The organism is Streptomyces dryopteridis, from assembly GCF_049606955.1.
Classification (GTDB): domain Bacteria; phylum Actinomycetota; class Actinomycetes; order Streptomycetales; family Streptomycetaceae; genus Streptomyces.
Genome location: NZ_CP187114.1, coordinates 1,502,491 through 1,529,488, shown reverse-complemented (window position 1 = coordinate 1,529,488; position 26,998 = coordinate 1,502,491). Strand labels below are relative to the sequence as shown.

The window sequence follows — 26,998 nt, the reverse complement described above, 5'->3', positions numbered from 1 at the left end:
GCCGGGGGCCTGCGCGGGTGGCGGCCGAAAGGGCAGAGGGGGAAACGTTCCCGTGCGGTCCCGGCGGCCTGCCGGTGGATCACAGCCGGAGATGCCCATATTCTAGTTCCATTGTCGAGTTGGGGAGATTGGTTCGTCATGGCGAAGCCGCTGATCATGGGGCGCCAGGAGATCGCGCGGGTGTACGGGATCGGGGTGCAGGCGATCACGACGCAGTGGGTGCCGCGCGGGGTCCTCGGGTACGACAGCGCGGCCATCGTTTCGGGCAAGGCCGTGTGGCCGGGCGGTCTGATCGTGTCGCTGGCGAAGGAGCCCGGAAAGCGGGGCCGGCAGTTGAACCCCGAGGCCCTGGCCGCGTTGAAGGTGGAGCAGGGGGCGGGGTACGCGCCGATGAAGGCGGAGGAGATGCCGCGGCTGGTTGGGTCGCACGAGGTGGCGGCGATCTTCGGGGTGCCGCAGATCTACGTGAACCAGGGGATGAACGCGGCGCAGAAGATGTTGCCGGAGCCGGATTGGACGATCTCCGGTTCGCCGGTGTGGATACTGGAGACGATCACGGCCGGGGTGGAGCACACGGAGGCCGTGTCGGCTGCGGCGCGGACGTCGCCGGGGCGGTGGAGGGCGGATGCTTCGGTGATCGAGGCGTTGACGGTGGGGGCGTACGACGGGCCGGGGTCGACGATCGCGGCGCGGGGGGTTCACGCGAAGGCCGCCGACTCGGCGTAGGGGCGGCGGGCGCGCCCGGTCGCGGTGCGCGGCGGGGATGGTTGACGCCCCCTCAAATGGAACTAGAATTGAGACATGAAGGAAGGGGGGGTTGGGTGAAGAACACCCGATGCCGTAGAAATATGCCATCAACTGATGAAAGGAGTCCGGCCGTGACACCGAGCCCCGTGCAGCTGGAGCTGCCCATGGCCCCCCTGGTCCACCCCGAGCGCGGCAGCGGCCGGCTGACCATCCAGCAGCGATTCGAGGCGTTCCACGAGTTGAACCCGTGGATCCTCGACCGCCTGGAGGGCATGACGGCCGACTGCCTGGAGCGCGGCATGGACCGCGTGGGCATCGGGATGCTGTTCGAGGTCCTGCGCTGGGAGTACGGCCGGGCGACCACCGGGGACACCTGGCGCCTGAACAACGACTACCGATCCCGCTACGCCCGGCTACTGCTCGACCGGCACCCGGAGTGGTCCCCCGCCTTCGAACTGCGCGGCCTCCGCACCGCGTGAATTAGGCCGTCAACTCTCATGGAGATGTGATGTCGAAAACCACACCGAAACTCCGCACCCGGAAACCGACCGGGGTCATCCCCTGGCCCGTCGTCCTCATCGAGGGCGAGGAGAAGGCCGGCAAGTCCTACGTCGCCGCCGCATTCACCGGCTCCGAGCAGACCGGACAGGCGTACTGGCTCCAGCTCGGCGAGGACACCGCCGACGAGTACGCCGCCGTCCCCGGCGCCGACTACCTCCTGATCGAACACAACGGCACCTACGCCGACATCCTCGGCCAGCTCGAAGCCGTCCACGCCGAGGCGACCCGTGCGGCCCGCGCCAAAGAGGCCCCGGTCGTCCTCGTCATCGACTCGGTGTCGAACCTGTGGCGCATGTTGGTCGGATGGACACAGGACCGGGCCCGCCGTTCCCAGGCCGGACAGAAGCGGCTCGTGGCCGACCCGGACGCCGAGATCAAACCCACGATGAACCTGTGGAACGACGCCGGTGAACGATGGGGCCGGGTGATGTACCTGGTGCGGACGATGCCCGGGATCGTGCTGCTGTTGGCCCGAGGCAAGGAGGTCGCAGCCGTCGACGACAAGGGCGACCCGATCCCCCGCTCGTCGGACTGGCGGGTGGAGGGGCACAAAAGCCTGGCCTACGACGCGACGGTGTGGGTGCGGTTGCGCCGCGACGAGGCCCCGTCGATCGTCGGCGCCCGCTCGTTGCGGTTCCAGGTGCCGCGCGACAGCCGCCGGCCGAAGCCGCTCCCGGACTTCACCGTGGAGGGGCTGATCTTCGGGCTGATGGGCTGCACGGTGCACACCCAGCCGGCGGCGACCCCGGAGTTGACGGGGGACCTCGCGCAGGCGTGGCAGCCGAGGGTCGACGCGGCCGCGAAGCAGGGCGTGGACGCCCTCAAGCGGCTGTGGGTGGTCGCGGAGAAGGACCGGGCGCTGGACCGGGAGAACCTGGTGATCGTGCGCTCCGCGATCGAGCGGGCGGCGGCGGCGCTGGCGGCGCCGCCGACGTTGGACGACCCGACCGGGGACGCCGCGCGCCTGCGGCAGGCCGCCGCGAAGGCGGACGCGCCCCCGGACCCCGAGTTCGACGACGAAGCGGCCTGACCCCTCCCTCACCCTCGTTCTCCGCCGGGGCCCTTCGCGGGGCCCCGGCGGCTTCCTGGAGTCCACCATGACCATGACGGACAGTCCGTCCATCTGGGACGCGGCGCACACCGACGACGCCCGCCGCCCCCGCTCCCGACAGACCGCGCTGGGGGCGTCGGACACGATCTGCCAGCGCCGCGCCGGCTACATCCTCGCCGGCGCGCCCCGCGACAACCCCCACGCGGACAAGCGGCGCGCGATCCTCGGCACGTACATCCACACCGGCCTGCTGGAGTCGGCCCGCCGCGAGGACGGCTGGTTGGTCGAGAAGGAGGTGAGCGACGGTGTGGTGCGGGGACACATCGACGCGGTGCACCTGGACGCCGAGACCGCGGCCCGCGTTCCGAAGCGACACCGGCCCAGGGTCCCGGCCGACGTCGTGACGGTCGAGGACATCAAGACCAAGAGCCTGGGCGGCTGGGACCGCGTGGTGCGGTTCGGCGCGACGGCCGCCGAGATGCGGCAGGTGCTGTTGTACGTGGATCTGCTGCGGCGGGTCGGGTTCGCCGACATACCGGGGCAGCGGTACCTGCACCGGCTCGGCCCGCTGAACGTCCAGGCGGTCCGGTTCCGGTTCATCTGCCGGGACACGGGCGCCGAGCACGTTCAGACGATCCCGATCGACGAATGGCTTCTGGAGCAGGCCCGTTGGTGGGTGGAACGGGTCCACGAGGCCGGCGACCCCGAGGATCTTCGGCGCGACCACGACGGTCCCGGTCTGTCGGCAGTCTGCGACAACTGCCCCTTCGTCCGGTCGTGCTGGCCGGAGCAGGAGCCGGGCACAGCGCCCCAGACGATCCTGGTCCAGGACGACGAGGCCCGGGCCGAGGCCCTGGCCGAGTACGTGGCCGCACACGAGCGGTGGCGGCGCGCGGATGCGGCGAAGAAGCTCATCCGCAAGACCCTCGACTCCGCCCCGGAGGGCATCTACGGCGAGAACAGCCTGCGATGGACGGGCGGGAAGGAGAAGGAGGAGGTCGACGTGCAGGCCATGGTCGACGCGTTCGACGAGGCCGACCTGACGGTGCCCATGACCCCGGACACGGACCGGATGATCGCGTTGATGAAGGCGGCCGGGTTAGTCGTGCCGATGCGGCCGTCCCGGAAGCGGACCACCCGGGCCATCAGCATCAGCCCCGCGCCCCAGGCGCCTTCCACGGCCGCCTGACGACCGTACGGCCCCCGGATCCACCCCGGGGGCCGCTCCCCCTTTTTTCGCCCCGCTGAACCCCGTACAACCGTTCTGGAGCCCCCGCTGTGACCATCCTTCGCCGCCACCTCAGCACCGGGTACACCGTGCTGCCCACCGCCACCATCGACGACACCCGCCTGTCGTTCCGGGCGCGTGGCATCCTCGTCTACCTGCTGGCCAAGCCGGACGACTGGGCGGTCTCCGGTGAGCGGATAGCGCGGGCGGGCAAGGAGGGTGTGGAGGCGGTGCGCACGGCGATGCGGGAGCTGCGGAAGCTGGGCTACTACCGGGTGGTCCGGGAAAGGGCCAAGGCCGGCACCTGGACGTCGATCACGGAGGTCTACGACACGGCGCAGCCGTGGGCGGCCGAGGAGTTCCGAGAGTCGGAGGCGAAGCGGTTGGCGCGGCGGCGCGCGAAGGTCGAGGTCGACCAGACCACCGAACCCGGGTTTCCGGGGGTCGGCTCCCCGGGGGTCGGCTCCCCGGAGGGCGGAGAGTCGGGGGGTCAAACAAGTACTCACACCAATAACCCCCCTACCCCCGCCGCCGAGGCGCCGGGGGCTTCGGCCTCGCCTGTCGAACAGGCCCCGGTCGGGGCCGGGTCGACGGGGTGTGTCGCACACCCCGATCGGCCGGGGCGGCGGTGTCGGGCGTGCGGGACCACGGAGCGGCAGGCGCGCAGGGCGCAGGCGGACGAGGCGCGCCAAGCGCGGGAGGCTCGGCAGAGGGCCCGTGACGCCCAGGTCCTCGCTGAAGGCGCCCAGCCGGTGTCGGAGCTGTCGGAGGCGGCCTCGGCCGCCATTGCCACCATACGGGCCACGCAGAAGGCCACCCGTGGACAGCGGCGCAAGAATTAGGCCGTAAACTGACGGCCACAGATGGCACACTACTCCTGCGTGATTGACGGATTACAGCATCAAAGTGCGCGCCAGCCACGGGGCCAACTAGGCCGGCAACCAACCCGCCCGCGACGGGCCCTCAACATCGGAGGACGCGTGATCAACAGCACCGCCATGACCGGCTGGGTGGACCGCGCCGCCTGCCAGGGCCAGCCCGCCTACGTCCTGTCCGCCGATCAGGTCAACGCCGGCCTGTCGACACTGCGCCGGGCTACCGCCCCGCTGATGCGGGCCTGCGAGACCTGTCCCGTCCTCGCGGCCTGCTACGACCGGGTGCGCCCGAACGGCAGCGCGTTCGACGGGGTGTGCGCCGCCCGCCTGTGGGTCAACGGGCGCGAGCGGGGCGCGTCCCCCAACGCGCCCGCCCTGCCCAAGGCGCTGCCCTCGCGGGCGGGGGTGTGCGGGGAGACGAGCGGAGTCCAAGGCCACCGCCGCGCCGGGGAGCCGCTGTGCGGAGCCTGTCGCGCGTTGGACATGCGGGCCAGATCTCGGGCGGCGGGCGCGGCCACGATTCGCACGCGAGGCCGTCGCGCCACAACGAGCGCCCAGGCGTCCGCCTGACGGCCGACGACCGCGCCCTGGACCCCAGACGCCGTCCGCCCCACCCACCCCCGCCGCAGCTCACCGACCTGCAGCACCGTGGAGCGATGCGGAACGCGAACCCCTGGGCGCGCGAACGGGCGCACCCTCGCGCAGCACCCTGCCCCCTGCCACGGACAGGCGCACCGAGATGGATCACACACACCGCCTGACCTGCGATTTCAAGTGTTGACACCTCCTGTATTGGAACTAGTATTTAGCCATCACCTCAAGGTGATTCCGCCAGAACGACACCCAGGAGCAACCCGCATGAATGCCACCAGCGCGAACCCGGACGACGCGCACCACTTCACGACCTGGCCGCCGGAGCACCCGGACACCCTCTCGCCGACAGGTGGCCCGCAGGCCCCGCGCACCGTCGCGATGCGGCGCCCCGCCTCCCCGATCCGCACGGGGCGCAGCCGGATCCGGATCCGCTGACATTCCGCTCGACCTGGAACTTCATGCTTGACGCCCCCCACGAAGGAACTAGAATTAAGTCATAAGCAGGACAGTCAAGGAGGACATCGTGGGAGCACTGGATTTCTTCACCACCGGCCCCGGGAAACAGCCGGAACTCGCCTTCAGCCACGCGGTCATGGAGGCCCGCCACTTGCACGGACACGGTGGCTACACCGGCTCGATCGCCGAGAAGGACGAATACGAGGTTGTCGCGGGCGAACCGGTACAGAGCGAGATGGACGCCGAGACCCGCGCCCACGAGCTCCTGAGGGAGGGCCGGTTCGACTCCAAGTGGGGCCCCGCCGGCGCCATCCCCATCGACCTGGGGGACGGCGAGCGCGGCTGGCTGTTCTTCGGGGTCGCCTCCTACTGATCGGGTCGGGTGGGCGCGCTCCGGCGCGCCCACCCGGACAGGAGAACACCACCGTGAACAGCCCCACCGAGCCGCCGGCACACCTCGCCGCCGCCACCCGCGAGGTCGCGGCCGAACTCGGCCTTACCGACCAACAGCGCACGGACGCCCTCGGCTTCACGATCGAGATCATCACCAGGCACCACCGGGCCCTTCCCGCGCACAGTCGCGCCGAACGGCCCTTCGCCGACCACCTCGCGGCCCTCGACACGGGCACCTGGACGGCCGCCTACGCGGCCTGCGCCCTGCACGTGCAGGGCCACAGCGCCAACGCCAAGGCGTTCCTTCGCGACGTCGACGACCTCCGCCCCTGACAGAAAGGACGAGCCGTGCAACAGCGGCTGACCGCCGAGGCCGCCCTGCGCATCGCCGGTCACTTCTTCGACTCCACCGCCCACCACCCCGAGACCTGGATCGAGCAGGTACCGCCCCTCCACGCCGCCTGGGATTCCTGCTCGCCGTCCGACCAGGGCAGGATCCTCCTCGGATGCGCCTACCGGGCCCGCAACAGGCCCCCGACCGCGCCGCCCGGACCCGTCGGCGACAACATGCGCCTCCTGATGGGCGCCGTGCGCCTCACCCTCCACCGCAACGGCGGATCCGCCCGGGCCCTCCTCAACGACCTCGAACACGCCCGCCGGGCCGCCGCCCTCGTCACTTCGCAGAGCCGATGGGCCGGGCTGCTGGTCGCCCTGCACTTCTACGCCGCTCAAGCGGCATCACCCACCACCGAAACGGACAACGAGGTGTTCGCATGACCACTCCGCAGCAGATCCTGACATGGCTTCGCCGGCCGAGCACGACGGAGCCCGCCCTCGACGATGACGGCGCCGGCGACCTCTCGGGGGACAGCGTCTTGTGGCGGGGGCTGGAGCCCGAGTTCCAGGCGGACGTCCTGATGCTGGCGGCGTGGGAGGCCCGGGGTTCGGTGATCGACACCGGGGAGGACCCGAGCATCCAGTACGCCGAGTTCCTCACGGACCTGGCCGCGGGCGCCGGCCTTGCCGGGCAGGACGAGGAGACGTTCCTGAACACCTCCAGCCCCGCTCACCGCGTGTGCCTGAGCCTGGCCTTCGACAGGCCGGACTGGGCCGTGTGCATGAGGACCGCGCTCCTGTTGGCCCGTGCCGCCAAGGCCGGCGGATGAAGCCGGGCGCCCGCGTCCTCGTACGCGGCGAGAACGGCCTGCCGCTCGCCGGCCGCGAAGGCCGGCCGATCGCCTTCACCGTCACCGCCACCGCCGACAGCGGGCCCGACGCCCGATGCCGGCTCACCAGCGAGGACCCCGCCACCGTCGCCCTGGTCGACGGCTGGCACCCGGCCCTGCGCCTCATCTCGACCTGAAAGGGGCCGCCGTGTCCATCACCATCGAGCACACCCGCGCCGGCGGGACCATCGTCACCGGCACCAGCAAGGGGGACGGCACCGCCGCCATCCTCGGCACGCGCCAGTTCGGCTGGGGTCGGGCCAAGTTCCATTGGAGCCGCACCCAGGGCTTCTGGTACCTGCCGCACTCGCGGGACCACCAGGCGGACTCGCAGGTCATCGAGCGGGCCGCCGAGCTGCTGCGGGCGGCCGGCCACGAGGTGGAGGTGCGCGTCGACGAAACGGTGCGCCGCACGTTCGCCGAGGCAGAGACCGAACGCGCCGAACGGGCGCAGACTCGGGCGGAGCGAGCCGAGGCGCTGGCCGACCGGGCCTCCGCCCGGGCCGCCGGGCGGGAGGCCGCGGCGCGCGACATCATGCGGCACATTCCGTTCGGCCAGCCCATCCTGGTCGGACACCACTCGCAGCGGCGGGCCGAGCGGGACCAGGAGCGCATCGACGGGCACATGCGGGCGTCGCTCGCCGAGGAGGCCAAGGTCGTCCACCACGAGAACCGGCGGCGGGCCGCCGCCGGGTACGAGCAGGCCCGCAACAACGTGCCGCGCAGCCTGCGGCGGATCGAGCGGCTGGAGGCCGATCGGCGGGGCCTGGAGCGGATCCTGTCCGGGCAGGTCGATCACGGCTGGGACCTGGGGAACCCGGAGTCGGTGGCCGAGTTGACGCGTCGCCGCGACGAGGTGCTGGAGCAGTTGGAGCACTGGCGTGGCGTTGTCGCCGCCGCCGAGGCCGCCGGCGCGAAGGTGTGGGGGCGCGAGGACTTCGCGAAGGGCGACTTCGTGCGGTCGCGCGGGCGTTGGCTGGAGGTGCTGCGGGTGAACGCCAAGTCGCTCAGCGTCCCTTCGACGTTGAAGGCGACGACGACCGTGGTGACGCTGGAGAACAGCGACCTGAGCTGGACGGAGCGGCTGCCGTACGACGCGGTGGGCGGCCGGATGTCGGCTCAGGACATGGCCGCGAAGCTCGTGGAGGGGTAGGCCGGGGGCTCGGTTTCTTCTTGACGCCCTCTTGAATGGAACTAGAATTAAGGCATGGAGTGAGGGGGGAACCCCCACCACGAGGGGGGCGGACCCGCCGCCCCCCTCACCCACAGCCCAGGAGGAACAGATGACCGACCACCTTGACGGCCTGCCCGTCACCCCCGAGAACATCGCCGCCGCCGCCATCGCCCTCGACCGACTCCGCCGACGCGGATGGACCGCCGTCAGCGGCTACCCCGGCCCCGCCGGAACCTGGCGGGAAGTCCTCTGCCAGCTCTGCGGACACCGAGGCCCCCACGCCCACGCCGACCTGCGCAACCCCACCTACGACCGAGGCCACCGGTGCGTTCCGCCCGAGCAGGCCGAACGCCTCCTGGACATCCGCCGCATCGGCGGGCACCCCTCCTGCACCATCCACGCCGTCACCGCCGCCGCGTTCCACACGGCACTCACCGCCTGGATGGTCGCCGACGCCGCCGGGGACACCGAGGCCGCCGCCATCGCCGCCGAAAGGTGCCTGGGCCGGTGCGCGGCCTCCGGACGCCGGGCGCGCGCCGCCAAGACCGTCGTCCCCTCCGTGCGCCCGCTCGGCGTGACCCTCAGCAAGTACGCGCCCGGCGACCGCCTGTCCGTGCTCTACCGCACCGTCGACGGCCACATGCGGTGGGCGCACAACCGGGTGGTCATCGAGATCGACCGGCCGAACGACACCCCGACGCTGTACACCGACGCACCGACCGACGCCGACACCAGGTTCCTGGAGGTCCCCGCCCACCCCGACTACGCCCGGCACACGGGTTCTCGCCCGCTCCACGAGCGTCCGGCGGAGGAGCTGCTCGCCGACTTCCTGTGGCACATGCACCGCTCCCACCGCGACTCGGTCCGGAGCAGCTGGCCCGAGGGGCGTCACGGGGCGCGCGTCGACACGGCGTTGTCCGTGGCGGAGCAGGACGCGCACCGCGAACAGGCAATGCTGCACGCCGTCGAGGGCGAGCGGCGGAACATCCGGGTGACCTTCAGCCCGGCCCTGCTGCCGGCCTCCTGGCGATGACCGCACACCCTTACCCAAATTGGCACTGCTTTTAAGTCTTGGAGTGATCGTGTACTTCCGCCCCGGCGACCGTGTCGCCTACGGCTACGTCTCCGCCACACACGGCCTGGCCGTCGCTCTCAACGTCCTCGTCATCGAGGTCGAAGACTCCGAAGACCAGCCCTACCCCGAACTCTGGCTGGCCCGGCCGGACGGAGCCCTGCCCGTCCGAATCACCGCCGACCCCCGGCGCGTCCGCTCCCTGGAGGGCATCCCCCCGGAACGCCAGAGCGACGAGGTCCTGTACGCCGGCGCGCTCTGGCACAGCGTGCGGTCCGTCGCACGCCACCGCCCCTCGTGGCCGGCCGGGCCGCTCGGCCCCGTCGTCCGCGTGCCCCTGAGCGACGCCGAACGCCGCGACCACGAGGCCCAGGCCACCTGGCACGCGGCCGTCCTGTGGCGCCGGCGTCCCGACCTCCACGCCCTGCTGCTGCGCAACCTCCGCGCCGCCCTGTAGCCCCTTCCTCCCTCCGCCCCGGGCACCCCTCCCGCGAGGGGTGCCCGGCCCATTTCGAGGACGCCTCATGCAGCTCACGCAGCTCGACCTGTTCGCCGACGACGACCCCGCGCCCGCTCCCCTCCCGAAGGCTTCGACCCCGGCCCTGCTCCCGGCCACCCCTGCCCGGCCCAAGCCGACCACGCCGCGGATCCTCCCCACGCCCTCCTCGACCTCCGCCCGGCCCGACCTCACCGGCATCGCGGCCGATTCCAGCTGGGCCGACAACCTCGCGGTGAAGATCGCCGAGTCCGTCGCGCACGCCTGGCACACGGCCCACGGCGGCTCGAACATCGCCATGCCGATCGGCGCGGTCGCCGCACTGGCGCTGGTCGCCCAACGCGACCCGGACGGGCCCCCGCTCGGCGAGCAGATCATGAGCCTCTCCACCGACGACCTGATACCGCTGCTGGCCCGAATCTGGTCCCAGCACTGGATGTCCTACCCCCACCTCGTCGACCGGGCGCTGCCCATCCACGGCTGGCTGGAGCAGGATCTCGCGCAGAACGAGCGGTACGCCGTCCGCCAAGTCGTGCACGCGGCCCTCCGCACCGGCCTGCTCCGCCTCACCGGCCACCACGCCCCCGAGGACCGCGCCCACGCCGACGTCCTGTCCCACGTGATCCAGATGCTGCGCTCCCACGGCGCCCGCGACGGCCTCGGAGAGTTCCACACCCCGCCCCCGATCGCCGAGACCATGGCCGTCATCACGGTCATGCCTCCCGAGCCCGGGGACAGCATCCTCGACCCGGCCGCCGGCTCCGGCGGCCTGATGCGGGCCGCTGCCCAGGTCATCCGCCGCCACGGCATGGACCCGGCCGAGTTCACCTGGGCGATGGTCGACATCGACCCCATCGCCGCCTCCTGCGCGGCCACCAACGCGATCGTCTGGGGCCTCACCAACGGGAACGGGACGAACGTGACCGTGGCCTGCGACGACTCCTTGGCGAACGCCCGCGCCGTCGAGGACGCCCGCAAGCGGGCTCGGGAGGTCATCGAGCACCGCAACTCCGTGGTGGGCACCCTGCGGCTCGCAACGAACGTACGCCGGGCACAGGCGTTCTTGGCCAGGGTCGCGTGAGGACCACGCGACCCTGGGGCCGCTCGCGGAGACACGCGGCCCTCGGGGTCCCGGCCGGACAGCTGACCCTGCTGCCGGTGTCGGCCACCGGTCTCGCACCGGCCCCCCACGCCGTCGCGCCGGAGGATCCGAACGAGTTGCTGCGGGCCGCCGACTACGTGGTGGTCAGCAGCAGCGGGGGGAAGGACAGCCAGGCCGCGGCCTCCCACGTGGCCGCACGACACCGGACGTTGGGTGCACGTGGGCAGCTGGTCGTGGTGCACGCGGACCTCGGCGACGCCGAGTGGCCCGGGGCCCGTGAACTTGCCGAGCGGCAGGCGGTACTGCTCGGGGCGCGGTTCGCGGTGGTCCGGGCCGACGGTTCCCTCCTCGAACGGACGGTCCGCCGGCACGAGCGCCTGCGGGCGAAGGCCCACGCCGAGGCTGCGCGGCAGGGCGCCGACCCGAACGCCGCGACGGTGGCACCCGCCTGGCCTTCGGCCCGAGCACGCTGGTGCACGTCCGACCTGAAGCGAGGCCCGATCCGGAAGCTGTTCACGGCCCTGGCCGGAGAAGCCCGCCAGGCGGGGATCACCCGGCCGGTGCGGATCCTGTCGTGCATCGGACAGCGGGCCGCCGAGTCCTCGGCCAGGGCCCGACTCGCACCGGTGCAGGCCGACACCGGGGCCAGCTCGGGCCGCAAGACGGTGACGATCTGGCGGCCGATCCACTCGTGGTCGGACGCGGACGTGTGGCGGGAGATCGCCCGCTCGGGCCTGCCCTACCACCGCGCCTACGACTGGGGGATGTCTCGCCTGTCGTGCCGGTTCTGCGTGCTGGGCTGCACCTCCGATCTGGTCCTGGCCGCACGGCTGGCACCCGAGGCCGCAGCCGAGTACGCGACCGTCGAAGCCTCCGTCGGGGCGACGTTCCGACACCGCCTGTCGATGGGAGAGGTGATCGAGCGGGCCGCCGCCCTCGACCGGGCGCACGGGCCCGCGCCCCGGCCGCCGGCGGGAACGGCGCTGGCCCGCTACGTGGGGCGCCGCACGACGGCGAACTACTTGACCAGGGTGCACGAGGGCCTGGAGCACGCCGCTTGACCTGCGGGCACCGAGACCCCCGCAGCGGAACCGATCCGCAACACAACGAAGAGGGAACCCGCATGCCCGAGATCGCCATCCGCGTCAGCCCCGACGGCCGCACCCGCGCCTACGAGCTGCCCGACCTTCACACCGACCTCTCCACCGACCGGCCGACCATCGTCGCGCGCGCCCTCGTCGACGTCCCCGACCTGGTCGCCGAGATACACCGCCCGAGCGGCATCATCCTCGTCTTCACCCGCAGCCCCCGCGACGCCGACGCCGGGCCGATCAACGGACCTGCCCGCTACGCCTGTTACGAGCTGGGCACCCACGGGCTCGTCCCCTACGACTTCGTGGGCCCGGCCGTCTTCGTCGGCTACGAACCCGACACCGACACCCTGCGCGGCCTGCACTCCGACGACGCCGCCATGATCACCGCCACCGCTTCCTGGACCCCGGCCCGAAGGGCCCTGTAGCGCCGCGCGCCGCCGGGCGCCGGTCCACCTCGCCCCGGCCGGGTCCGGCGGCCCCGGGAGCCCGGGCTCCCCTCGCCCTCACAACGCCCCACGCCGAACCGCCTGACCTGCGCGTTCACAGTTGACGCCCCCCTTGAAGGCACTAGAATTAAGGCATGAGGGAGGGGGAGTCACACCCGGAACACCACCCTCATCACTCCGAACACCCCAAGAAGGAGCCACCATGCCCACCACCGTGATCAGCGTCGACGAGGCCGGCCACCACCGCACCTACGAGATCCCCGACACGTCCGGCCCCACCGAGGTCAACCGCACCGTCGCCCGCGCCCTCCTCGGCCCCTGCCGCGTCGTCGACCGGATCCCCCACCCCACCGGCACCGTCGCCATCATCGCCCGCAGCCCCCTCAACCGAGGCGAGTACTCCAACTTCGTCGCGGACATGGCCTGTCGGGAGCTCGGCCACGACCCCGACCCCCGCACCCTCGTCGGCCCGATCGTCTTCGCCGGCCTCGACACCGACACCGAAACCCTCCAGGGCCTGCACCCCGACGTCATCGCCGCGATCACCGCCGCCACCCTCTGACGCCAACCGAAAGAGCCCACCGTGTCCATCACCGCCTTCGGCCACCGCCAGCGCGCCCGCAAGGAGATGCAGACCGTCGCCGAAATCCTCGCCGACCACCTCGACAGCTCCTGGGGACCCCCCGAGATCCTGCTCGACCTCTCCCTCACGATGCACCGCACGGACGGGGCCGCCCTCACCGCCCGACGCCTCTGGGACGGCTTCTGCATCCACTTCACGATCACCCCCTGGCAGGACCGCCCCTTCAACGCCGGCGTCATGGTCGCCGGCGCCGACATCAACCCCGACGCCGTCATGCACACCATGACCACCCGCCTCCTGCCCGTCCTCGACGGCTACCGGGCGGTGTTCACCCAGTCCGGGAAGATCCTCACCACCGTCCCCGTCCAGCCGGCAGAGGCACCCCCCGCCAGGCCAGCCCGCAAGAGTCGGGCCGCGGCTGCCACCGAGCCCGGCAAGGCGAGCACGCCGCCCCCCACGAACACCCCGGCCTCCACCCCCGCGACACCGGCCCCCGCTGTCCGCCGCACCAGGGCCCCCCGCAGCCCGGCCCCCGACACCGACAAGCCCGCCGTCCGCAAGGCCACGGCCAAAAAGAGCCCCGCGAAGAAGAAGGCCCCCGCGACCACCACCCCACCGGCCAACTGACCATCCCGAGGGGCGGGAGCACACCCCGCCCCTCGATCCCCCGCAAGGAGAGCCCTCACCATGACCACCACCACCGAGCCCGGCACCGTGCAGCACCTCGGCACCTTCGGCTGGGCCGACCCCCGCGAACTCCTCATCGACGCCTTCAACCACCGCAAGGCCCGCGACGACGACGACAACTCGACCGAGCCCGACCCCGGCCTGATCGATTCCGTCATGGCCATCGGCGTCACCACTCCGCTCGTCGTCCGCCCCCAGGGCGGCATGCACCACGGCCGCCTGGGCGTGGTCGCCGGGCAACGCCGCCTCAAGGCCGCCCAACTCGCCGCCGAGTACGCCATCGCCGCCGGCGACCCCGTCCGCCTGGTCCCGGTCCTCATCCGCGAGGACCTGCGGGCCGCCGACGACGAGACCCTGATCTCTTCCCTCTCCGAGAACCTGTACCGCGCCGACCCCACCGGCCGCGACATCCTTGACGTGGCACACCAGTTGGCCCTGATGCCCCTCGGAGACGAACAGCGGGTACGGGCCGCCCGCACCATCGGCCTCACCGCAGCCGACGTCGCCGCCGCCCCGACGGCCGCCAAGCTCACCGACCGCAACCTCGACGAGGCCGTCCGCGCCGACTTCGACCTGATCGAGATGGCCGACCTCCAGTCCGTCGAAACGATCCCGGGCGCCATATCCACCCTGTTCCGGGCCAAGATGCGCGACACGAAGAAGGGCGACGGCACACGGGGCCACTGGGCGCACACCCTCACCGCCCTGAAGGAGCAGGTCTCCGAAGCTGCGGTGCGCGAGCGGATGATCACCGAGTTGAAGGCCGCCGGGGTGAGGGTGATCCCGTTGCCCAACCACTGGACCGGCAGCCCGGTCCGCGCGCTCTCCGACCTCGTGACCACCCTGGGCAACCCCCTCACCGAAGAAGCACACGTCCGCTGCCCCGGGCACGCGGCAGCCGTCTCGCCCACGTCTGCCGTCATGGAGCTGGTGTGCACCGACTGGAAGGCCGCCGAGCACGACCTGACCGACGCCGCGAAGCAGGCCGGCGCCACCCCCAAGGCCAGCGAGGAGGCGGCCGAGGAACGCCGGCAGGTCATCCGCTACAACAAGGCGTGGCGGCAGGCCCGGACCGTCCGCCGCGACTTCGTCACCAGCCTGTGCGCGGCCTCCGGCGACGCCGACGACGCCACCTGGACGCTGATCCTCTCCGTCATCACCGGCACCTCCTACGAGTACCGACGCCACACCGGATCCACGAACGCGGCCACCCTCGTCGCCAAGTTCCTCGGCCTGGCCGACCCCAACGCGAACGCCAACGGCGACCACGACCGCAGCAAGGACCCCTTCGGGCCGACCATCGCCACCCTCCCCAAGTCCCGACGCTGGTCGCTGCTCTTCGCCGAGGTCGCCGCCATGTTCGAAGACCAGGTGATGCACGACGCCGCTTGGCGGGCCCCCTCCGCCTCCATGCTCCGCTGGTGGGACCACCTCACCGCCCACGGCTACACCCCGCACGAGATCGAAGCCGAGCTGATCGAGGACCTGCGCCGCAGGCTCGGACCGGCCTCGAAGCCGAAGCAGTAGCCCACCGCCACCCAGGCCGACCCACACCCGCAACGGAACCAGAATTCAACCATGCGGGGCGGTGTTCACCACCGCCCCGCCAACGGAGCCCCCACCATGACCACCCGAACCACCAGCCTCGGCGGCCAACCCATACACATCCGCACCAGCAACCGCACCACCACCGACCTCACCGTCTCCCCCGCCGGCGACATCACCGTCCGCGGCCCCCACACCCTCACCGACACCGACGCCCAAGACCTCGTCTCACGCCGCCGCGAGTGGATCTACCGCCGCCTCGCCGCCAACGCCACCCGCAACGGCCCCACCCTCGCCCTCGGAACGACCCGCAACATCCTCGTCCTCGGCGTCGCCCACCGCCTGCACCTCGCCGGCACCGCCCTGGCGCCCTCCACCCAACCGACGATCACCATCCCCTCGTTCGCCACCACGAACCGCGACAAGGCAACCAAAATCCTGATCAACCACCTCGCCGAAGCCGGAGAAGAATGGCTGAAAAACAACGCCGCCAAGCTCCCCCGCCGCTACGAAACCATCCGATTCAGCACCACCGGACGCGTACACCTCCACACCCTCCGCCAACCGTCCCTGACCCTGAACTGGAGCCTCGCCCAACTCACCCCCCTCGACCTCCACCACTACATCGGCCGGATCCACCACCGCATCAAGCCGACCCCCGAACTCGCCCGCACCCTCGCCGGCCTGTGGCGCGGCGACCTCACCCTCCCACCCCAGGAACTCCCGACCTGCCCCTCCTGCGGGGCCAAACCCAACACCCTCCACGCCGCCGAGTGCATGATCTCCTGGTGCGCCTACACCGGCCGCTACCGCGACGACTGCGACCACCCCCGCGCCACCTGCGTCACCCTCTGGACCGGACGCCGCCCCGGCCACGCCGAGTGCGAGGAGTACGGACTCTTCTACCTGTTCCTGGGCGGCCGGTTCGTCCCCTGCAATCACGACGACCCGGGCGCCCACCCGGACCTCAACCGGCTCCGCAGGCTCTGCGGCTGGTCACGGACCGAGCAGCGCATGGTGCTGTCCCCCGCGAGCGACCGCCGCCACCTTCGGCAGCGTGAATCCTGAACGGCGACACCCAGTTCCACGAAAGTCCTGCTCAGGCACTCCTCACCTTCCCGCAATCCGAGGCCCATCTACCCGCGACAACCCCCGGACGGGGGACAGGCGGGGGACAGAAGGCCGAGGAAGGGCCCGGATCGGAGACGACAGCACCGGCCGATCAGGGGCGCGCCTCCTCGTCGCCGGGCGAGCCCAGGACGCGTGCCCTCCTCACAGGGAGACGGTCGGGCACGGGGAGCACGGGCCTCGCCGCCGGGCCGGGCGGGGGACTTTCGGGTGGGGATCGTGGGGCCTCGGGCCTGGGGAGGAGGGGGCTTTGGGGGCGTGTCCGTTTCGGGACGTCCGTCGTACTGTGACGAGGTCCCTGCCCTCGTTGACCTGCGGTGATCCACGCCGCGAGGGGTCGGGAGACCCTCAGCGAGGAGCACCATGAGCAGCCGCGCGCCCGCAGCCGACCCCGTGCAGGACGCCCCCCGGATCGGCGCGCCCGCACACCACGCGGTCGGCGTGCACGCCGTGACGAACGCCATGAGGATCGCGCACGAGCAGATGGGCGCCGTGCGCGGCGCCCGCGCCCTGCTGCGGGTGAACCAGCCGGGCGGCTTCGACTGCCCCGGCTGCGCGTGGCCCGAGGAGGAGAAGGTCCACAAGGCCGAATTCTGCGAGAACGGCGCGAAGGCCGTCGCCGAGGAGGCGACGCGGCGGCGCGTGACGCCGGAGTTCTTCGCGCGGCACTCGGTGACGGATCTGTTGGGCCGGTCCGGGTTCTGGTTGGGGCAGCAGGGGCGGTTGACGCATCCGATGCTGCTGGAGGAGGGCGCGACGCACTACGCGCCGGTGAGCTGGGAGCGGGCCTTCGAGATCGTCGGCGAGGAGTTCGCGGCCCTGGACGATCCCGATCAGGCCGTGTTCTACACCTCGGGCCGCACGCCGAACGAGCCCGCGTTCGCGCTACAGCTCTTCGCCCGTCGGCTGGGCACCAACAATCTGCCGGACTGCGCCAACATGTGCCACGAGTCGACGGGTTCGGCGCTGGTGGAGACCTTGGGCGTCGGCAAGGGCAGCGTGTCGCTCGACGACATCCACCACGCCGACCTGGTCATCGTCGCGGGCCAGAACCCGGGCACCAACCATCCGCGCATGATGGCCGCCCTGGAGCGCACGAAGGACAACGGCGGCCGGATCATCAGCGTCAACCCGCTGCCCGAGGCCGGTCTCGAACGGTTCAAGAATCCGCAGCGGCCGCGCGGGGTCGTCGGCGCCGGCACCCCGTTGACCGACCTGTTCCTCCAGATCCGCGCCGGCGGGGACCTGGCGCTGTTCCGGGCCCTGAACCTGCTGCTGCTGCGCGCCGAGGACGCCGCGCCGGGCACCGTGCTGGACCAGGAGTTCATCACCGCGCACACGCTCGGGTTCGCGGAGTGGGCGGCGGACGCCCGGGGCACGGACTGGGCGGACGTGCTCGCCGCCACCGGCCTGACCCGTACGGAGATCGAGCGGGCCGCCGAGATGGTCCTGGAGTCGAAGAGCGTCATCGTGTGCTGGGCGCTGGGCCTGACCCAGCACAAGCACTCGGTGCCCACGCTGCGGGAGATCGTGGACTTCCTGCTGCTGCGCGGCAACGTGGGGCGGCCGGGGGCGGGGGTGTGCCCGGTGCGCGGGCACTCCAACGTGCAGGGCGACCGCACGATGGGCATCTTCGAGCGGATGCCGGAGCCCTTCCACGCGGCCCTGGACGCGGAGTTCGGGTTCACCTCGCCCCGGCGCCACGGGCTGGACTCGGTGAACGCGATCCGGGCGATGCGCGACGGGGCGGTGCGGGTGTTCGTGGGCATGGGCGGCAATTTCGTGGCCGCCGCCCCCGACACCCCGGTCACGGAGGAGGCGGTGCGGCGGTGCGCGCTGACCGTGCAGATCTCCACCAAGCTCAACCGCTCCCACCTGGTCACGGGTCGGCGCGCGCTGATCCTGCCCACGCTGGGCCGCTCGGACGAGGACCGCACGGCGGCGGGGCCGCAGTTCGTGACGGTGGAGGACTCGATGGGGCTGGTGCACGCCTCGCGCGGCCGGCTGAAGGGGGAGCCGACGCTGCGGTCGGAGACCGCGATCGTGTGCGGCATGGCGCGGGCGGCGCTGGGGTCGGAGGATCACATTCCGTGGGAGGGGTTCGCGACCGACCTCGACACGCTGCGGGAGCGGATCGCGCGGGTGCTGCCCGGGTTCGAGGGGTTCAACGCGCGGGTCCGGCGGCCCGGCGGCTTCGCGCTGCCGCACGCGCCGCGCGACAGCCGCACGTTCCCCACGCACACGGGGAAGGCGAACTTCACCGTGAACGCCATGGTGGTGCCGGAGATCCCCGAGGGCCGGCTGCTGCTGCAGACCCTGCGGTCGCACGACCAGTACAACACCACGATCTACGGCCTGGACGACCGGTACCGGGGTGTCCGCGACGGTCGGCGGGTGGTCCTCGTCAACCCCGAGGACATCACCACCCTCGGCCTGGTCGAGGGCGCGTACGTGGACCTGGTGTCGGAGTGGCCCGACGGGCGGGAGCGACGAGCGGCGCACTTCAAGGTGGTCGCGTACCCGACGGCCCGGGGCTGCGCGGCGGCGTACATGCCGGAGGCCACCGTGTTGGTGCCCCTGGACCACACCTCGGACGTCAGCAACACGCCCGCCTACAAGTCGGTCCTGATCCGGTGCGAACCCGACAGCGGCCCGGAGGCCGTGGTCGTCATCTGACCCGGGACCTCGGGGCGTCAGGAGAGGAAGGCGCGCGCGCCGCGCAGCTCGGTGGTCAGGAGACGGGCGGCGCGGGTGCTGTCGAGGCGGACGTCGACACCACCGGGCAGGCCGGAGTCGGCCCGCCGGGCCGTGGGCAGCGCACCGGGGTCGAACCCGTGCCGGCGGGCGAGAAGCCGCCCGAGCTCGTACCGGCTGACCGGATCGGCACCCCCGAGGTGCAGCACGCCGGACAGGCCGCGGGCGGCCCCCTCCAGCAGGGCCTCGGCAAGATCGGCCACGTGGACGGGGCAGCGGATCTCGTCGGTGAAGAGGGCGCCGGCGCGCCGGCCCGCCGCGAGGTCGAGGACCAGGCGTTCGTGGCGGGAGCGGCCGTCGCCGACCACGAGGGAGGGCCGGCCCACGAGGGCGCCGGGGTGCGCGGCGAGGACGGCGGCGTCGGCGTCGGCCTTCGCGACCCCGTACGGGGTGACCGGGTCGGGTGCGTCGTCCTCGGTGTAGGCGGCGGCCCGGTCGCCCGCGAAGACGGCGTCGCTGGAGACGTGGACGAGGCGGACGCCGGTCTCGGCGGCGATCCGGGCCACGCGGGCCGGTCCGTCGGCCGTCACCTCCCGGTCCGCGCCTCCCGACACGCAGGTGACGACCGCGTCGGGGGCGAAGCGTCGAAACAGGGCGGCGATCCGGTCGGGGTCGCGGATGTCGAGCCGGTACCGGTCGACGCCGTCGGGGGTGCCCTCGGGCGCGGGCCGGCGGTGGTACGTGCTCGCCGTCCGGTGTCCGGCGGCCAGGGCGCGACGCACCAGGCTCCGTCCGAGGTGTCCGCTGCCGCCCACGACGAGGATCCGCATGCCCGGCACCGTAGCCGGGGCCCGGGCGGGCCCCGAAGGGCGCACGGTGGGAGCGTGGTGGCGCGATGGCGTGGTGGCGCGATGGCGTGGTGGCGAGTCGGGTGCCACGGATGGCGGCGCGTGCGCGGGGTGGGGGGCGGGAAGGGCTCCGGGCATGGACGAAGACGCACGCGGCGGGCGGGACGGACGCGACGCAGGGGGTCGGGGCGACGGCGGCGACCGTACCGGGGACGACCGGGGCCGTGACCCGGCCGAGGAACGGCCGGCGGCCCGGCACCGGCGGCCCGCAGGCGCGGACGACGCGACCGTGGCCGCGCTCGGCGCGTTGTCGGAGGCGTGGGAGACCACGATCCGGGCCCGGGGCGCCCTCTACACCTTCCACCAGCTCACCGGCGGCGCCGACCTGAAGCTCGACGACGCCGTCCGGCTGCTGCGGGAGGCCGGGCACGGGGCCGCTGCCGACCGGGTGGAACGGGAGATCCTGGGGCGCAACGTCGTCCCCGGCCACTGGACCTTCCAGCTCGTCGAGGAGTACGACCGCACCTACTGGGCGCCCTTCGCCGAGGTGGAACGGGCCCTGCGGGAGGAGCTGCTGGAGGGCAGGCCGCACGTGTACGAGGCCGAAATGAAGGAACGCCGCCGCACCAAGGGCCACCCGGACCACACGGCCCGGTGAGCGGACCCGGTCCGCGGGCGCCGGCGGGCGTGGTCAGGGGGCATGGTCCGTGGGCGTGGTCAGGGGGCGTGGTCAGTGTGTGGCGGCCCCCGGGGCGACCGCGGTGAGCAGTTCCACGGACATGACGCCCTCCTCCCCCAGCGCGGACGTGGCCCGGCACAGCCGTTCCATCAGCGCGGTCGGCTCCTCGCCGATGCGGCGTGCGAGCGCCTCCCGGTTGCGGGCGAGGTTCACGAGCTGCGCGGCGTAGGTGGGGCGCACGTGCGGTTTCAGGTCGTGCACGGTGATCGAGGTGAAGCCCTGCGCCTCCAGCAGTTCGACCCAGGTGCCGCTGGTGACGAAGGAGACGGGGATCAGCGCGTTGACCTCCGCCCAGCGTTCCGCTCCCGCCCACGGCGCGGTCAGCACGTCCTCCAGCACCAGTCGCCCGCCGGGCCGCAGCACGCGGCGGATCTCGCGGAGCGCGGCGGGTTTGTCGGGGAAGTGGCAGGCCGATTCCATCAGCAGGGCCACGTCGAAGACGCCGTCGGGGTACGGCAGCGCGGCCACGTCGGCGACGCGGAACGCGACGCGGTCGGCGAGCCCCGATTCGACGGCGCTCCGGCCGGCCACGGCGATCTGGAACGGGCTGACCGAGACCCCCTCCGCGCGGGCCCCGGTGGCGGCCGCCAGCCGGAGCGCGGCCTGGCCGCGGCCGCAGCCCACGTCGAGCAGGCGGCCACCGGCGACAAGGCCGGTGGCCAGGCCGACCACGTCGATCATGCGGTCCTGGGCCCGGTCCAGGGGGACGGAGGTGTCGGCGGGGTCGTCCCAGTAGCCGTGGTGGGTCGACCTGCCGAGCGTCGCCTCCCAGGCCAGTTCGGTCGCGTCGTAGAACTCTCCCACCCGGCGGGCGGTGTCCCCCGAGGGTTCGGGCGCGGGGTCCTCCCGGAGGGTCGGTCGCTCCGTCGTCATGCTCCACCCCTGTGCGTTTCGTCCTGGTTCGCGCGGCCCGTGCACTGGTCATCCTCGAAGGGGCGGGCGACGGGGACAAGGGCGCGCGGCGGGCGCTGTGGGCCCGTCCGGCGCGCGCCCGCGCATCAGAGGGCGGGCGGGGCCGGTTGACCCGGACGAGGGAAGGTCTTGACCGGTTCATTGCTTTACGTGACCGTCGCAACAGAATCGGACATTCGTTACACATCCGACGGACGTTCGCCGGGCGGGCCTCCTAGCGTCGTTGATGCCGCCGCACGGGCGACACCACCGTGATCCGTGAAGAGGACCCATGCGCACCACCTTCCGCCGCAGCCTGACGGTCGCGGCCACGACCGGCCTGATCACCGCGCTCGCGCTGCCCGTCGGCAGCGCCCTCGCCGCCGACGCCGACACCTCCCCCGGCGCCGACACCTCCGTCACCGGCACGGCCACGCCCCACGACGACACCGACCCCGGCACCCAGAGCCAGGACCAGAGCCAGGGCCAGGGCCAGACCCTCGACAACGGGGCCGTCGCGCACGTCTTCCCGCTGCCCGACGCCGGCTACACCGCCTGGATCACCCTGGACGGCGCCCGCATCGCGAACCTGAGCGCCGACCACCCCACCGCCACCGTCAACGGCTTCCGCTACGAACTCAACCAGGCCAACGGCTTCGTCGGCGTCCTCCACCCCGACGGATGGCACAGCGAACAGGACCGCCCCCGTCCGCTGCCCCCGACCCCCACCCCCACGCCGACCCCGCCGAAGCCCAAGCCGACCCCGACGCCCACCCCCACCCCGGACCCCGACGAGCAGGACCTGTCGCTCTCCAACGGGGCGGTGGCCCACGTGCACACCCTGCCCGGCGGCGGGTACACCGCCTGGATCACCCTCAACGGCGCCCGCATCGCGAACCTGGGCCCCGACCACCCCACCGCCACCGTCAACGGCTTCCGCTACGAACTCAACCAGGCCAACGGCTTCGTCGGCGTCCTCCACCCCGACGGATGGCACAGCGAACAGGACCGCCCGCGGCCCACCCCCACCCCCGTGCCGCCCAAGCCCAGGCCCGAACCGACCGCCACCCACGCCACGCACGCGCCCGTCGTCCCGAAGGGCGGGGTCGCCGCCGGCGGCACGGGCGCCGAGGGCGGGACCGACACGCTGCTCGCCGGCGTGGGCGGGGCCGCCGCCCTCACGGCGGGCGGACTCGGCTTCGTGGCCCTGCGCCGCCGCCGCGCCGGCCGCTGAGAGACCGGGCGTCGGCGGCCCGGTCCGCCGACGCCCGACCGTCGGCCGCATCTCCCACGCGAGCGCGCCCGACCTCCGACCCCGGCGCCCCGTTGTGACGTCAACCGTCCACCGGGGCGCCGGATTCCCGCCCACCGGGTGTCACCGGGGCCGGCTCGGGCTAACGTGTCGTCATGTCGCATCTGACCTTCGAGGACCCCGGTTCGGAGTTCGTCGCCGACCCCTACCCGACCTATGAGGCCCTGCGCCGGCAGGGCCCCGTGCACCGCATCGTGCTCCGCGACGGCATGCCCCTGTGGCTCGTCGTCGGGTACGAGGCCGGGCGCGAGGCCCTCACCCACCCCGATTTCGGCAAGACCCCGCCGGCGGCGCTCGCGCTCGACCCCGCGTACGCGGCGGCGGCCACCAACATGCTGGAGGCCGACCCGCCCCGGCACACCCGGCTGCGCAAGCTGGTCGTGGGCGCGTTCACCTCCCGCGTCGTGGAATCCCTGCGGCCCCGCGTCGCGGAGATCACCCGGGAACTGCTGGACGCCATGGCGACCCAGGACGCCAACACCGCCGACCTGGTGGCCGCACTGGCCTACCCGCTGCCGATGACCGTGATCTGCGAGGTCCTCGGCGTCCCCGACATGGACCGGGACCGGTTCCGCGCCTGGTCCCAGGAGCTCGTGGCCCCCACCGACCCCGAGCGGATGCCCGAGACCCTGTCCGCGCTCGTGGCCTTCCTCCGCGAACTCATCGAGACCAAGAGCTCCCGGCCCGGCGAGGACCTGCTGTCCGCGCTGATCCGCGCCCGCGACGAGGACGGCGACCGCCTCTCCCCCGACGAACTCGTCGGCATGGCCTACCTGTTGCTCATCGCCGGGCACGAGACCACCGTCAACCTGATCGCCAACGCCGTCCGAGCCCTGCTCGACCACCCAGACCAACTCGCCGACCTGCGCGCCGATCCCGACCGGCTCCTCGGCCCGACCGTCGAGGAGACGCTGCGCTGGGACGGGCCCGTGGAGAACTCCACCTACCGCCGCGCCCTGAAGGACGTCGAGTTCCACGGGACGGCGATCGCGGCCGACGACGCGCTCCTGGTCTGCCTGGCGGGCAGCGACCACGACCCCGAACGGTGGGAGAACGCCGACCGCTTCGACATCCACCGCCAAAACCGCAGCCACCTGGCCTTCGGCCACGGCATCCACTTCTGCGTGGGCGCGCCGCTGGCCCGCATGGAGGCGGAGATCGCGCTGCGGGCCCTGCTGGAACGTTTCCCGGACCTCGCCCACGACCGCAAGGCCCCCGAACCCGAATGGACGACGGGCACCCTGATCCGGGGCACGAAGACCCTCCCCGTCACCTGGTGACACCCCGGGGCCGGGGGTGAGGGTCAGGCCCCGGGCGCGAGTGCGCGTGTGGGTGTGGCCGGGCCGCCCCCTCCCCGTCACCTGATGACGCCCCCGGGCCGGGGGTGGGATTCAGGCTTCGGGCTCGGGCGTGGCCGGGTCCGCACGCATCCGGCCACACCCGAGCTCCGGCCCCGGGCCGGTCCCACGGGCCCGCCCCCACGCCACGCCCCCGACCCGCCCTCGCGGGCCGGGTCGGCGTGGGGGCGGGGGGTTTCGTAGGCTGGGCGCATGCGGACGCGTCCCACGCTGAGCTGGACCCCCGACGGAGAGCCGAGCCCCGCCGGCACCGACCCGGAGCCGGTGGCCGACGCCCTGCGCGCGGGCGGCGTGGTGGTGCTCAGCGGCGCCGGGATCTCGACGGAGTCCGGCATCCCCGACTATCGGGGCCCCGGCGGCAGCCTGACCCGGCACACCCCCATGACGTACCAGGAGTTCACGGGCGCGCCCTCGGCCCGCCGTCGCTACTGGGCCCGCAGCCATCTCGGGTGGCGCACCTTCGGCCGGGCCCGCCCGAACGCGGGCCACCGGGCCGTCGCCGCGTTCGGACGGGCCGATCTGCTCTCGGGTCTGATCACGCAGAACGTCGACGGGCTGCACCAGGCCGCCGGCAGCGAGGACGTGGTGGAGCTCCACGGCGGCCTGGACCGTGTGATCTGCCTGGACTGCGGGACCCTCGGCAGCCGTCGGGCGCTCGCGGAGCGGCTCGCCGAGGCCAATCCCGGGTTCGCGCCCACGCCCGCCGCCCTCAATCCCGACGGGGACGCCGACCTCACCGACGCACAGGTCGTCGACTTCGTCGTGGTGCCCTGCGAGGTGTGCGGCGGGGTCCTCAAACCGGACGTGGTGTTCTTCGGGGAGAGCGTCCCGCCCCGGCGGGTCGCGCACTGTCGTGAGATCGTCGCCGGCGCCCGCACCCTGCTGGTCCTGGGCTCGTCGTTGACGGTGATGTCGGGGCTTCGTTTCGTCCGCCAGGCGGCGGAGGCCCGGATCCCGGTCCTGATCGTGAACCAGGCCCCCACCCGGGGCGACCGGCACGCCGCGCTGCGGATCGGCCTTCCCCTGGGCCCGACGCTGACGGCCGTCGCGGACCGCCTCGGCCTGCGTCTGCCGGCCGCACCACCCCCCTGAGCCCCCGCCCCCGCCCCCCGTTCATCCGGCCCGCCACCCGCCTCCCGCCTCAGCCGAGGAAGCCCGGGAGGGCGAAGCGCTGGGCGAGCTTCTCACCGTCCTCCTTCGCGCTCTCCGCGTTGACCGAGTAGACCAGCGTGCGCGTGAGCCCCCGGTCCGCGCCGATCACCGTGTGGTAGCCCGGGCGGGATCCGGTCTTCGCCCAGATCACCTTGCCGCCGCCCAGGTCGAGCCGCTGGAAGCCCATGCCGTAGCGGCGGTTCCCGTCGTACTCCACCGGGCCGCTCGGCAGGCTCAGCATGGTGTCCACGAGCGGGGTGGGCAGCAGTTTCCCGGAGAACAGGCCGGTCACGAGGCGTTCGAGGTCGGCGGTGGTGGATATCAGGTCGCCGGCGGCGCGCCGGTCCGTCATGTTCCACTCCGTGACGTCGACCCGCTTCCCGCCGATCTGCTCGTAGGCCCGGTTGTGGACGCCGTGCACGAAGGGGTCCCCGCCCTTCGGGAAGCCGGAGTCCCGCATCCCCAGCGGGCGCAACACCCGCAGCTCGGCCTGGTGGGCGTAGCTGTCCCCGGTGACGTTCTCGATGAGCAGGCCGAGGACCGTGTAGTGGATGTTGGCGTAGCGCTGGACGGTGCCGGGCGCCGAGAGGGAGCCTGCGGCCAGGGAGGCCCGGACGACCTCGCGGGGGGTCAGGGTGCGGAAGCGATTGGCGTAGAGCTCGTCCTCGGTCCCGCCGAGGCTCGCGCCGTCGCGCAGGCCGCTGGTGTAGTCGAGGAGTTGTCGGACGGTGGGCACGCGGTCGCTCGGGAAGTCGGCGGGGAAGACGCCGGGCAGGTAGCGGTCGGCGCGGGCGTCGAGTTCGACCCGGCCCTCCGCGACGAGGTCGAGGACGGTGGCGGCGGTGACGATCTTGGTGGTGGAACCGGCGCGGAAGCGGGCGTCGGGCCTGGCGGGCGCCTGGGTGATCCGGTCGCGGACGCCGGCCGACCCGGACCAGGTCTCGGTGCCGCCGACTCTGATGAGCGCGGCCGAGACATCGGCGTCCGGTACCCCCTTCAGTGCCTCGCGGAGGGCCAGGACCCCGGCGCTGGGGGTCGTGGTCTCGGCGGTGGCACGGGCAGGCGCGGTGCGGGCGGCGGGGTCGGTCGCGGCCGACGCGACGCCGGCGAGGGGGGCCAGGGTGGCTCCGACGAGGAGGGCGGCGATGGCGGCGCGGGTGACGGTCTTCACGGGGTGACTCCTGTGGCTGGGGCGGGTGTTGGGTGTTCCCGTGTCCCTCGGGAACGAGCACCATCTTCACGATCTTGACCCCGCCGGCGGATCCCCCGCACGGGGGAGGGCACACCCGGAGATCCACGAGGGGTGCGCGAGGTGAACCCCTGGGGGACGACCCCGAGTTCTCTCGGGGTCGCCTCCGGCGCGCGCCGTCGGTTTCGCCGCGCCCCTCCCGCACCGGACGCGCCGCGGGAACGGCACGGAGCGACACGCGTGCGACACGGCCGCGGCACGGAAGCGGTACGGAGGCCGGACTTCCGCCCCAGCCGATCGGGGGCGTACGCCCCGGCCCCCACCGTCCGCAATCCGGTCGCCCGGGGCTCCCGGCCC

30 protein-coding genes are annotated in these 26,998 nt (G+C 72.9%); 27 read left to right on the top strand and 3 right to left on the bottom strand.

Annotation, left to right across the window (positions count from 1 at the left end):
• Positions 1–138: 138 nt before the first annotated feature.
• The 23 genes from ACN20G_RS33330 (at position 139) to ACN20G_RS33220 (ending at position 19,134) form a co-directional block, all read left to right on the top strand.
• Positions 139–726, top strand: a complete 588-nt coding sequence (locus ACN20G_RS33330; protein WP_424216978.1) for a hypothetical protein — start codon at positions 139–141, stop codon at positions 724–726.
• Between the two features lie 152 nt (positions 727–878).
• A complete protein-coding gene (locus ACN20G_RS33325) occupies positions 879–1,226 on the top strand; it encodes a hypothetical protein (protein ID WP_424216977.1) in 348 nt (115 codons plus the stop codon).
• A 29-nt stretch (positions 1,227–1,255) separates the two neighbouring features.
• A complete protein-coding gene (locus ACN20G_RS33320) occupies positions 1,256–2,338 on the top strand; it encodes an AAA family ATPase (protein WP_424216976.1) in 1,083 nt (360 codons plus the stop codon).
• 67 nt (positions 2,339–2,405) lie between these two features.
• Entirely contained in the window at positions 2,406–3,548 is a 1,143-nt protein-coding gene (locus ACN20G_RS33315; RefSeq protein ID WP_424216975.1) for a hypothetical protein, read from the top strand.
• Between the two features lie 89 nt (positions 3,549–3,637).
• The gene (locus ACN20G_RS33310) at positions 3,638–4,429 is read left to right on the top strand and encodes a hypothetical protein (RefSeq protein WP_424216974.1); all 792 of its coding nucleotides are present in this window, start codon (positions 3,638–3,640) and stop codon (positions 4,427–4,429) included.
• A gap of 138 nt (positions 4,430–4,567) precedes the next feature.
• On the top strand, positions 4,568–5,032 hold the full coding sequence (locus ACN20G_RS33305) for a hypothetical protein (protein ID WP_424216973.1): 465 nt from the start codon (positions 4,568–4,570) through the stop codon (positions 5,030–5,032).
• Positions 5,033–5,320: 288 nt separating this feature from the next.
• On the top strand, positions 5,321–5,491 hold the full coding sequence (locus tag ACN20G_RS33300) for a hypothetical protein (protein ID WP_424216972.1): 171 nt from the start codon (positions 5,321–5,323) through the stop codon (positions 5,489–5,491).
• An 88-nt stretch (positions 5,492–5,579) separates the two neighbouring features.
• Positions 5,580–5,885, top strand: coding sequence for a hypothetical protein (locus tag ACN20G_RS33295; RefSeq protein WP_424216971.1), 306 nt, complete (start codon positions 5,580–5,582; stop codon positions 5,883–5,885).
• 53 nt (positions 5,886–5,938) lie between these two features.
• Positions 5,939–6,238 (top strand): hypothetical protein, encoded by a 300-nt coding sequence (locus tag ACN20G_RS33290; RefSeq protein ID WP_424216970.1) that lies wholly within the window; start codon positions 5,939–5,941, stop codon positions 6,236–6,238.
• Between the two features lie 15 nt (positions 6,239–6,253).
• On the top strand, positions 6,254–6,682 hold the full coding sequence (locus tag ACN20G_RS33285) for a hypothetical protein (protein WP_424216969.1): 429 nt from the start codon (positions 6,254–6,256) through the stop codon (positions 6,680–6,682).
• The gene (locus ACN20G_RS33280) at positions 6,679–7,071 is read left to right on the top strand and encodes a hypothetical protein (protein ID WP_424216968.1); all 393 of its coding nucleotides are present in this window, start codon (positions 6,679–6,681) and stop codon (positions 7,069–7,071) included. The genes ACN20G_RS33285 and ACN20G_RS33280 overlap by 4 nt, the downstream gene beginning before the upstream one ends.
• Entirely contained in the window at positions 7,068–7,268 is a 201-nt protein-coding gene (locus tag ACN20G_RS33275; protein WP_424216967.1) for a hypothetical protein, read from the top strand. Before ACN20G_RS33280 ends, ACN20G_RS33275 begins: the two co-directional genes overlap by 4 nt.
• 11 nt (positions 7,269–7,279) lie before the next feature.
• The gene (locus ACN20G_RS33270; protein WP_424216966.1) at positions 7,280–8,284 is read left to right on the top strand and encodes a DUF3560 domain-containing protein; all 1,005 of its coding nucleotides are present in this window, start codon (positions 7,280–7,282) and stop codon (positions 8,282–8,284) included.
• 130 nt (positions 8,285–8,414) lie between these two features.
• Positions 8,415–9,338, top strand: a complete 924-nt coding sequence (locus ACN20G_RS33265) for a hypothetical protein (RefSeq protein ID WP_424216965.1) — start codon at positions 8,415–8,417, stop codon at positions 9,336–9,338.
• A 49-nt stretch (positions 9,339–9,387) separates the two neighbouring features.
• A complete protein-coding gene (locus ACN20G_RS33260; protein WP_424216964.1) occupies positions 9,388–9,834 on the top strand; it encodes a hypothetical protein in 447 nt (148 codons plus the stop codon).
• 67 nt (positions 9,835–9,901) lie between these two features.
• Positions 9,902–10,954 carry an N-6 DNA methylase gene (locus tag ACN20G_RS33255; protein WP_424216963.1) on the top strand — a complete coding sequence of 351 codons (1,053 nt, stop codon included), beginning with the start codon at positions 9,902–9,904 and terminating at the stop codon, positions 10,952–10,954.
• A complete protein-coding gene (locus tag ACN20G_RS33250; protein WP_424216962.1) occupies positions 10,951–12,036 on the top strand; it encodes a phosphoadenosine phosphosulfate reductase family protein in 1,086 nt (361 codons plus the stop codon). Before ACN20G_RS33255 ends, ACN20G_RS33250 begins: the two co-directional genes overlap by 4 nt.
• Positions 12,037–12,098: 62 nt before the next feature.
• The gene (locus ACN20G_RS33245) at positions 12,099–12,494 is read left to right on the top strand and encodes a hypothetical protein (RefSeq protein ID WP_424216961.1); all 396 of its coding nucleotides are present in this window, start codon (positions 12,099–12,101) and stop codon (positions 12,492–12,494) included.
• A 223-nt stretch (positions 12,495–12,717) separates the two neighbouring features.
• Complete coding sequence (locus ACN20G_RS33240) at positions 12,718–13,077, top strand: hypothetical protein (protein WP_424216960.1); 360 nt, start codon at positions 12,718–12,720, stop codon at positions 13,075–13,077.
• 21 nt (positions 13,078–13,098) lie between these two features.
• Complete coding sequence (locus ACN20G_RS33235; RefSeq protein WP_424216959.1) at positions 13,099–13,725, top strand: hypothetical protein; 627 nt, start codon at positions 13,099–13,101, stop codon at positions 13,723–13,725.
• Positions 13,726–13,785: 60 nt separating this feature from the next.
• Positions 13,786–15,312 carry a ParB/RepB/Spo0J family partition protein gene (locus ACN20G_RS33230; protein WP_424216958.1) on the top strand — a complete coding sequence of 509 codons (1,527 nt, stop codon included), beginning with the start codon at positions 13,786–13,788 and terminating at the stop codon, positions 15,310–15,312.
• 96 nt (positions 15,313–15,408) lie between these two features.
• Complete coding sequence (locus ACN20G_RS33225; RefSeq protein ID WP_424216957.1) at positions 15,409–16,398, top strand: YgjP-like metallopeptidase domain-containing protein; 990 nt, start codon at positions 15,409–15,411, stop codon at positions 16,396–16,398.
• Positions 16,399–16,821: 423 nt separating this feature from the next.
• Positions 16,822–19,134 carry an FdhF/YdeP family oxidoreductase gene (locus ACN20G_RS33220; protein ID WP_424216956.1) on the top strand — a complete coding sequence of 771 codons (2,313 nt, stop codon included), beginning with the start codon at positions 16,822–16,824 and terminating at the stop codon, positions 19,132–19,134.
• A gap of 17 nt (positions 19,135–19,151) precedes the next feature.
• Here the strand turns inward: ACN20G_RS33220 and ACN20G_RS33215 are convergent, their stop codons facing one another.
• Positions 19,152–19,982, bottom strand: a complete 831-nt coding sequence (locus ACN20G_RS33215) for an SDR family oxidoreductase (protein ID WP_424216955.1) — start codon at positions 19,980–19,982, stop codon at positions 19,152–19,154.
• A 154-nt stretch (positions 19,983–20,136) separates the two neighbouring features.
• Between ACN20G_RS33215 and ACN20G_RS33210 the strand changes: the two genes are divergently transcribed.
• Entirely contained in the window at positions 20,137–20,658 is a 522-nt protein-coding gene (locus ACN20G_RS33210) for a hypothetical protein (protein WP_424216954.1), read from the top strand.
• Between the two features lie 72 nt (positions 20,659–20,730).
• Here the strand turns inward: ACN20G_RS33210 and ACN20G_RS33205 are convergent, their stop codons facing one another.
• Positions 20,731–21,612, bottom strand: coding sequence for an SAM-dependent methyltransferase (locus ACN20G_RS33205; protein ID WP_424216953.1), 882 nt, complete (start codon positions 21,610–21,612; stop codon positions 20,731–20,733).
• Between the two features lie 310 nt (positions 21,613–21,922).
• Here ACN20G_RS33205 and ACN20G_RS33200 point away from each other — a divergent pair, with 310 nt between their 5' ends.
• From ACN20G_RS33200 to ACN20G_RS33190, 3 genes are all read left to right on the top strand, one after another.
• Positions 21,923–22,864, top strand: coding sequence for a hypothetical protein (locus tag ACN20G_RS33200; protein WP_424216952.1), 942 nt, complete (start codon positions 21,923–21,925; stop codon positions 22,862–22,864).
• Positions 22,865–23,037: 173 nt separating this feature from the next.
• Complete coding sequence (locus ACN20G_RS33195; RefSeq protein WP_424216951.1) at positions 23,038–24,222, top strand: cytochrome P450 family protein; 1,185 nt, start codon at positions 23,038–23,040, stop codon at positions 24,220–24,222.
• A 270-nt stretch (positions 24,223–24,492) separates the two neighbouring features.
• The gene (locus ACN20G_RS33190) at positions 24,493–25,392 is read left to right on the top strand and encodes an NAD-dependent protein deacetylase (RefSeq protein WP_424216950.1); all 900 of its coding nucleotides are present in this window, start codon (positions 24,493–24,495) and stop codon (positions 25,390–25,392) included.
• Positions 25,393–25,441: 49 nt separating this feature from the next.
• Here the strand turns inward: ACN20G_RS33190 and ACN20G_RS33185 are convergent, their stop codons facing one another.
• Entirely contained in the window at positions 25,442–26,623 is a 1,182-nt protein-coding gene (locus ACN20G_RS33185; protein ID WP_424216949.1) for a serine hydrolase domain-containing protein, read from the bottom strand.
• Between the last annotated feature and the right edge of the window lie 375 nt (positions 26,624–26,998).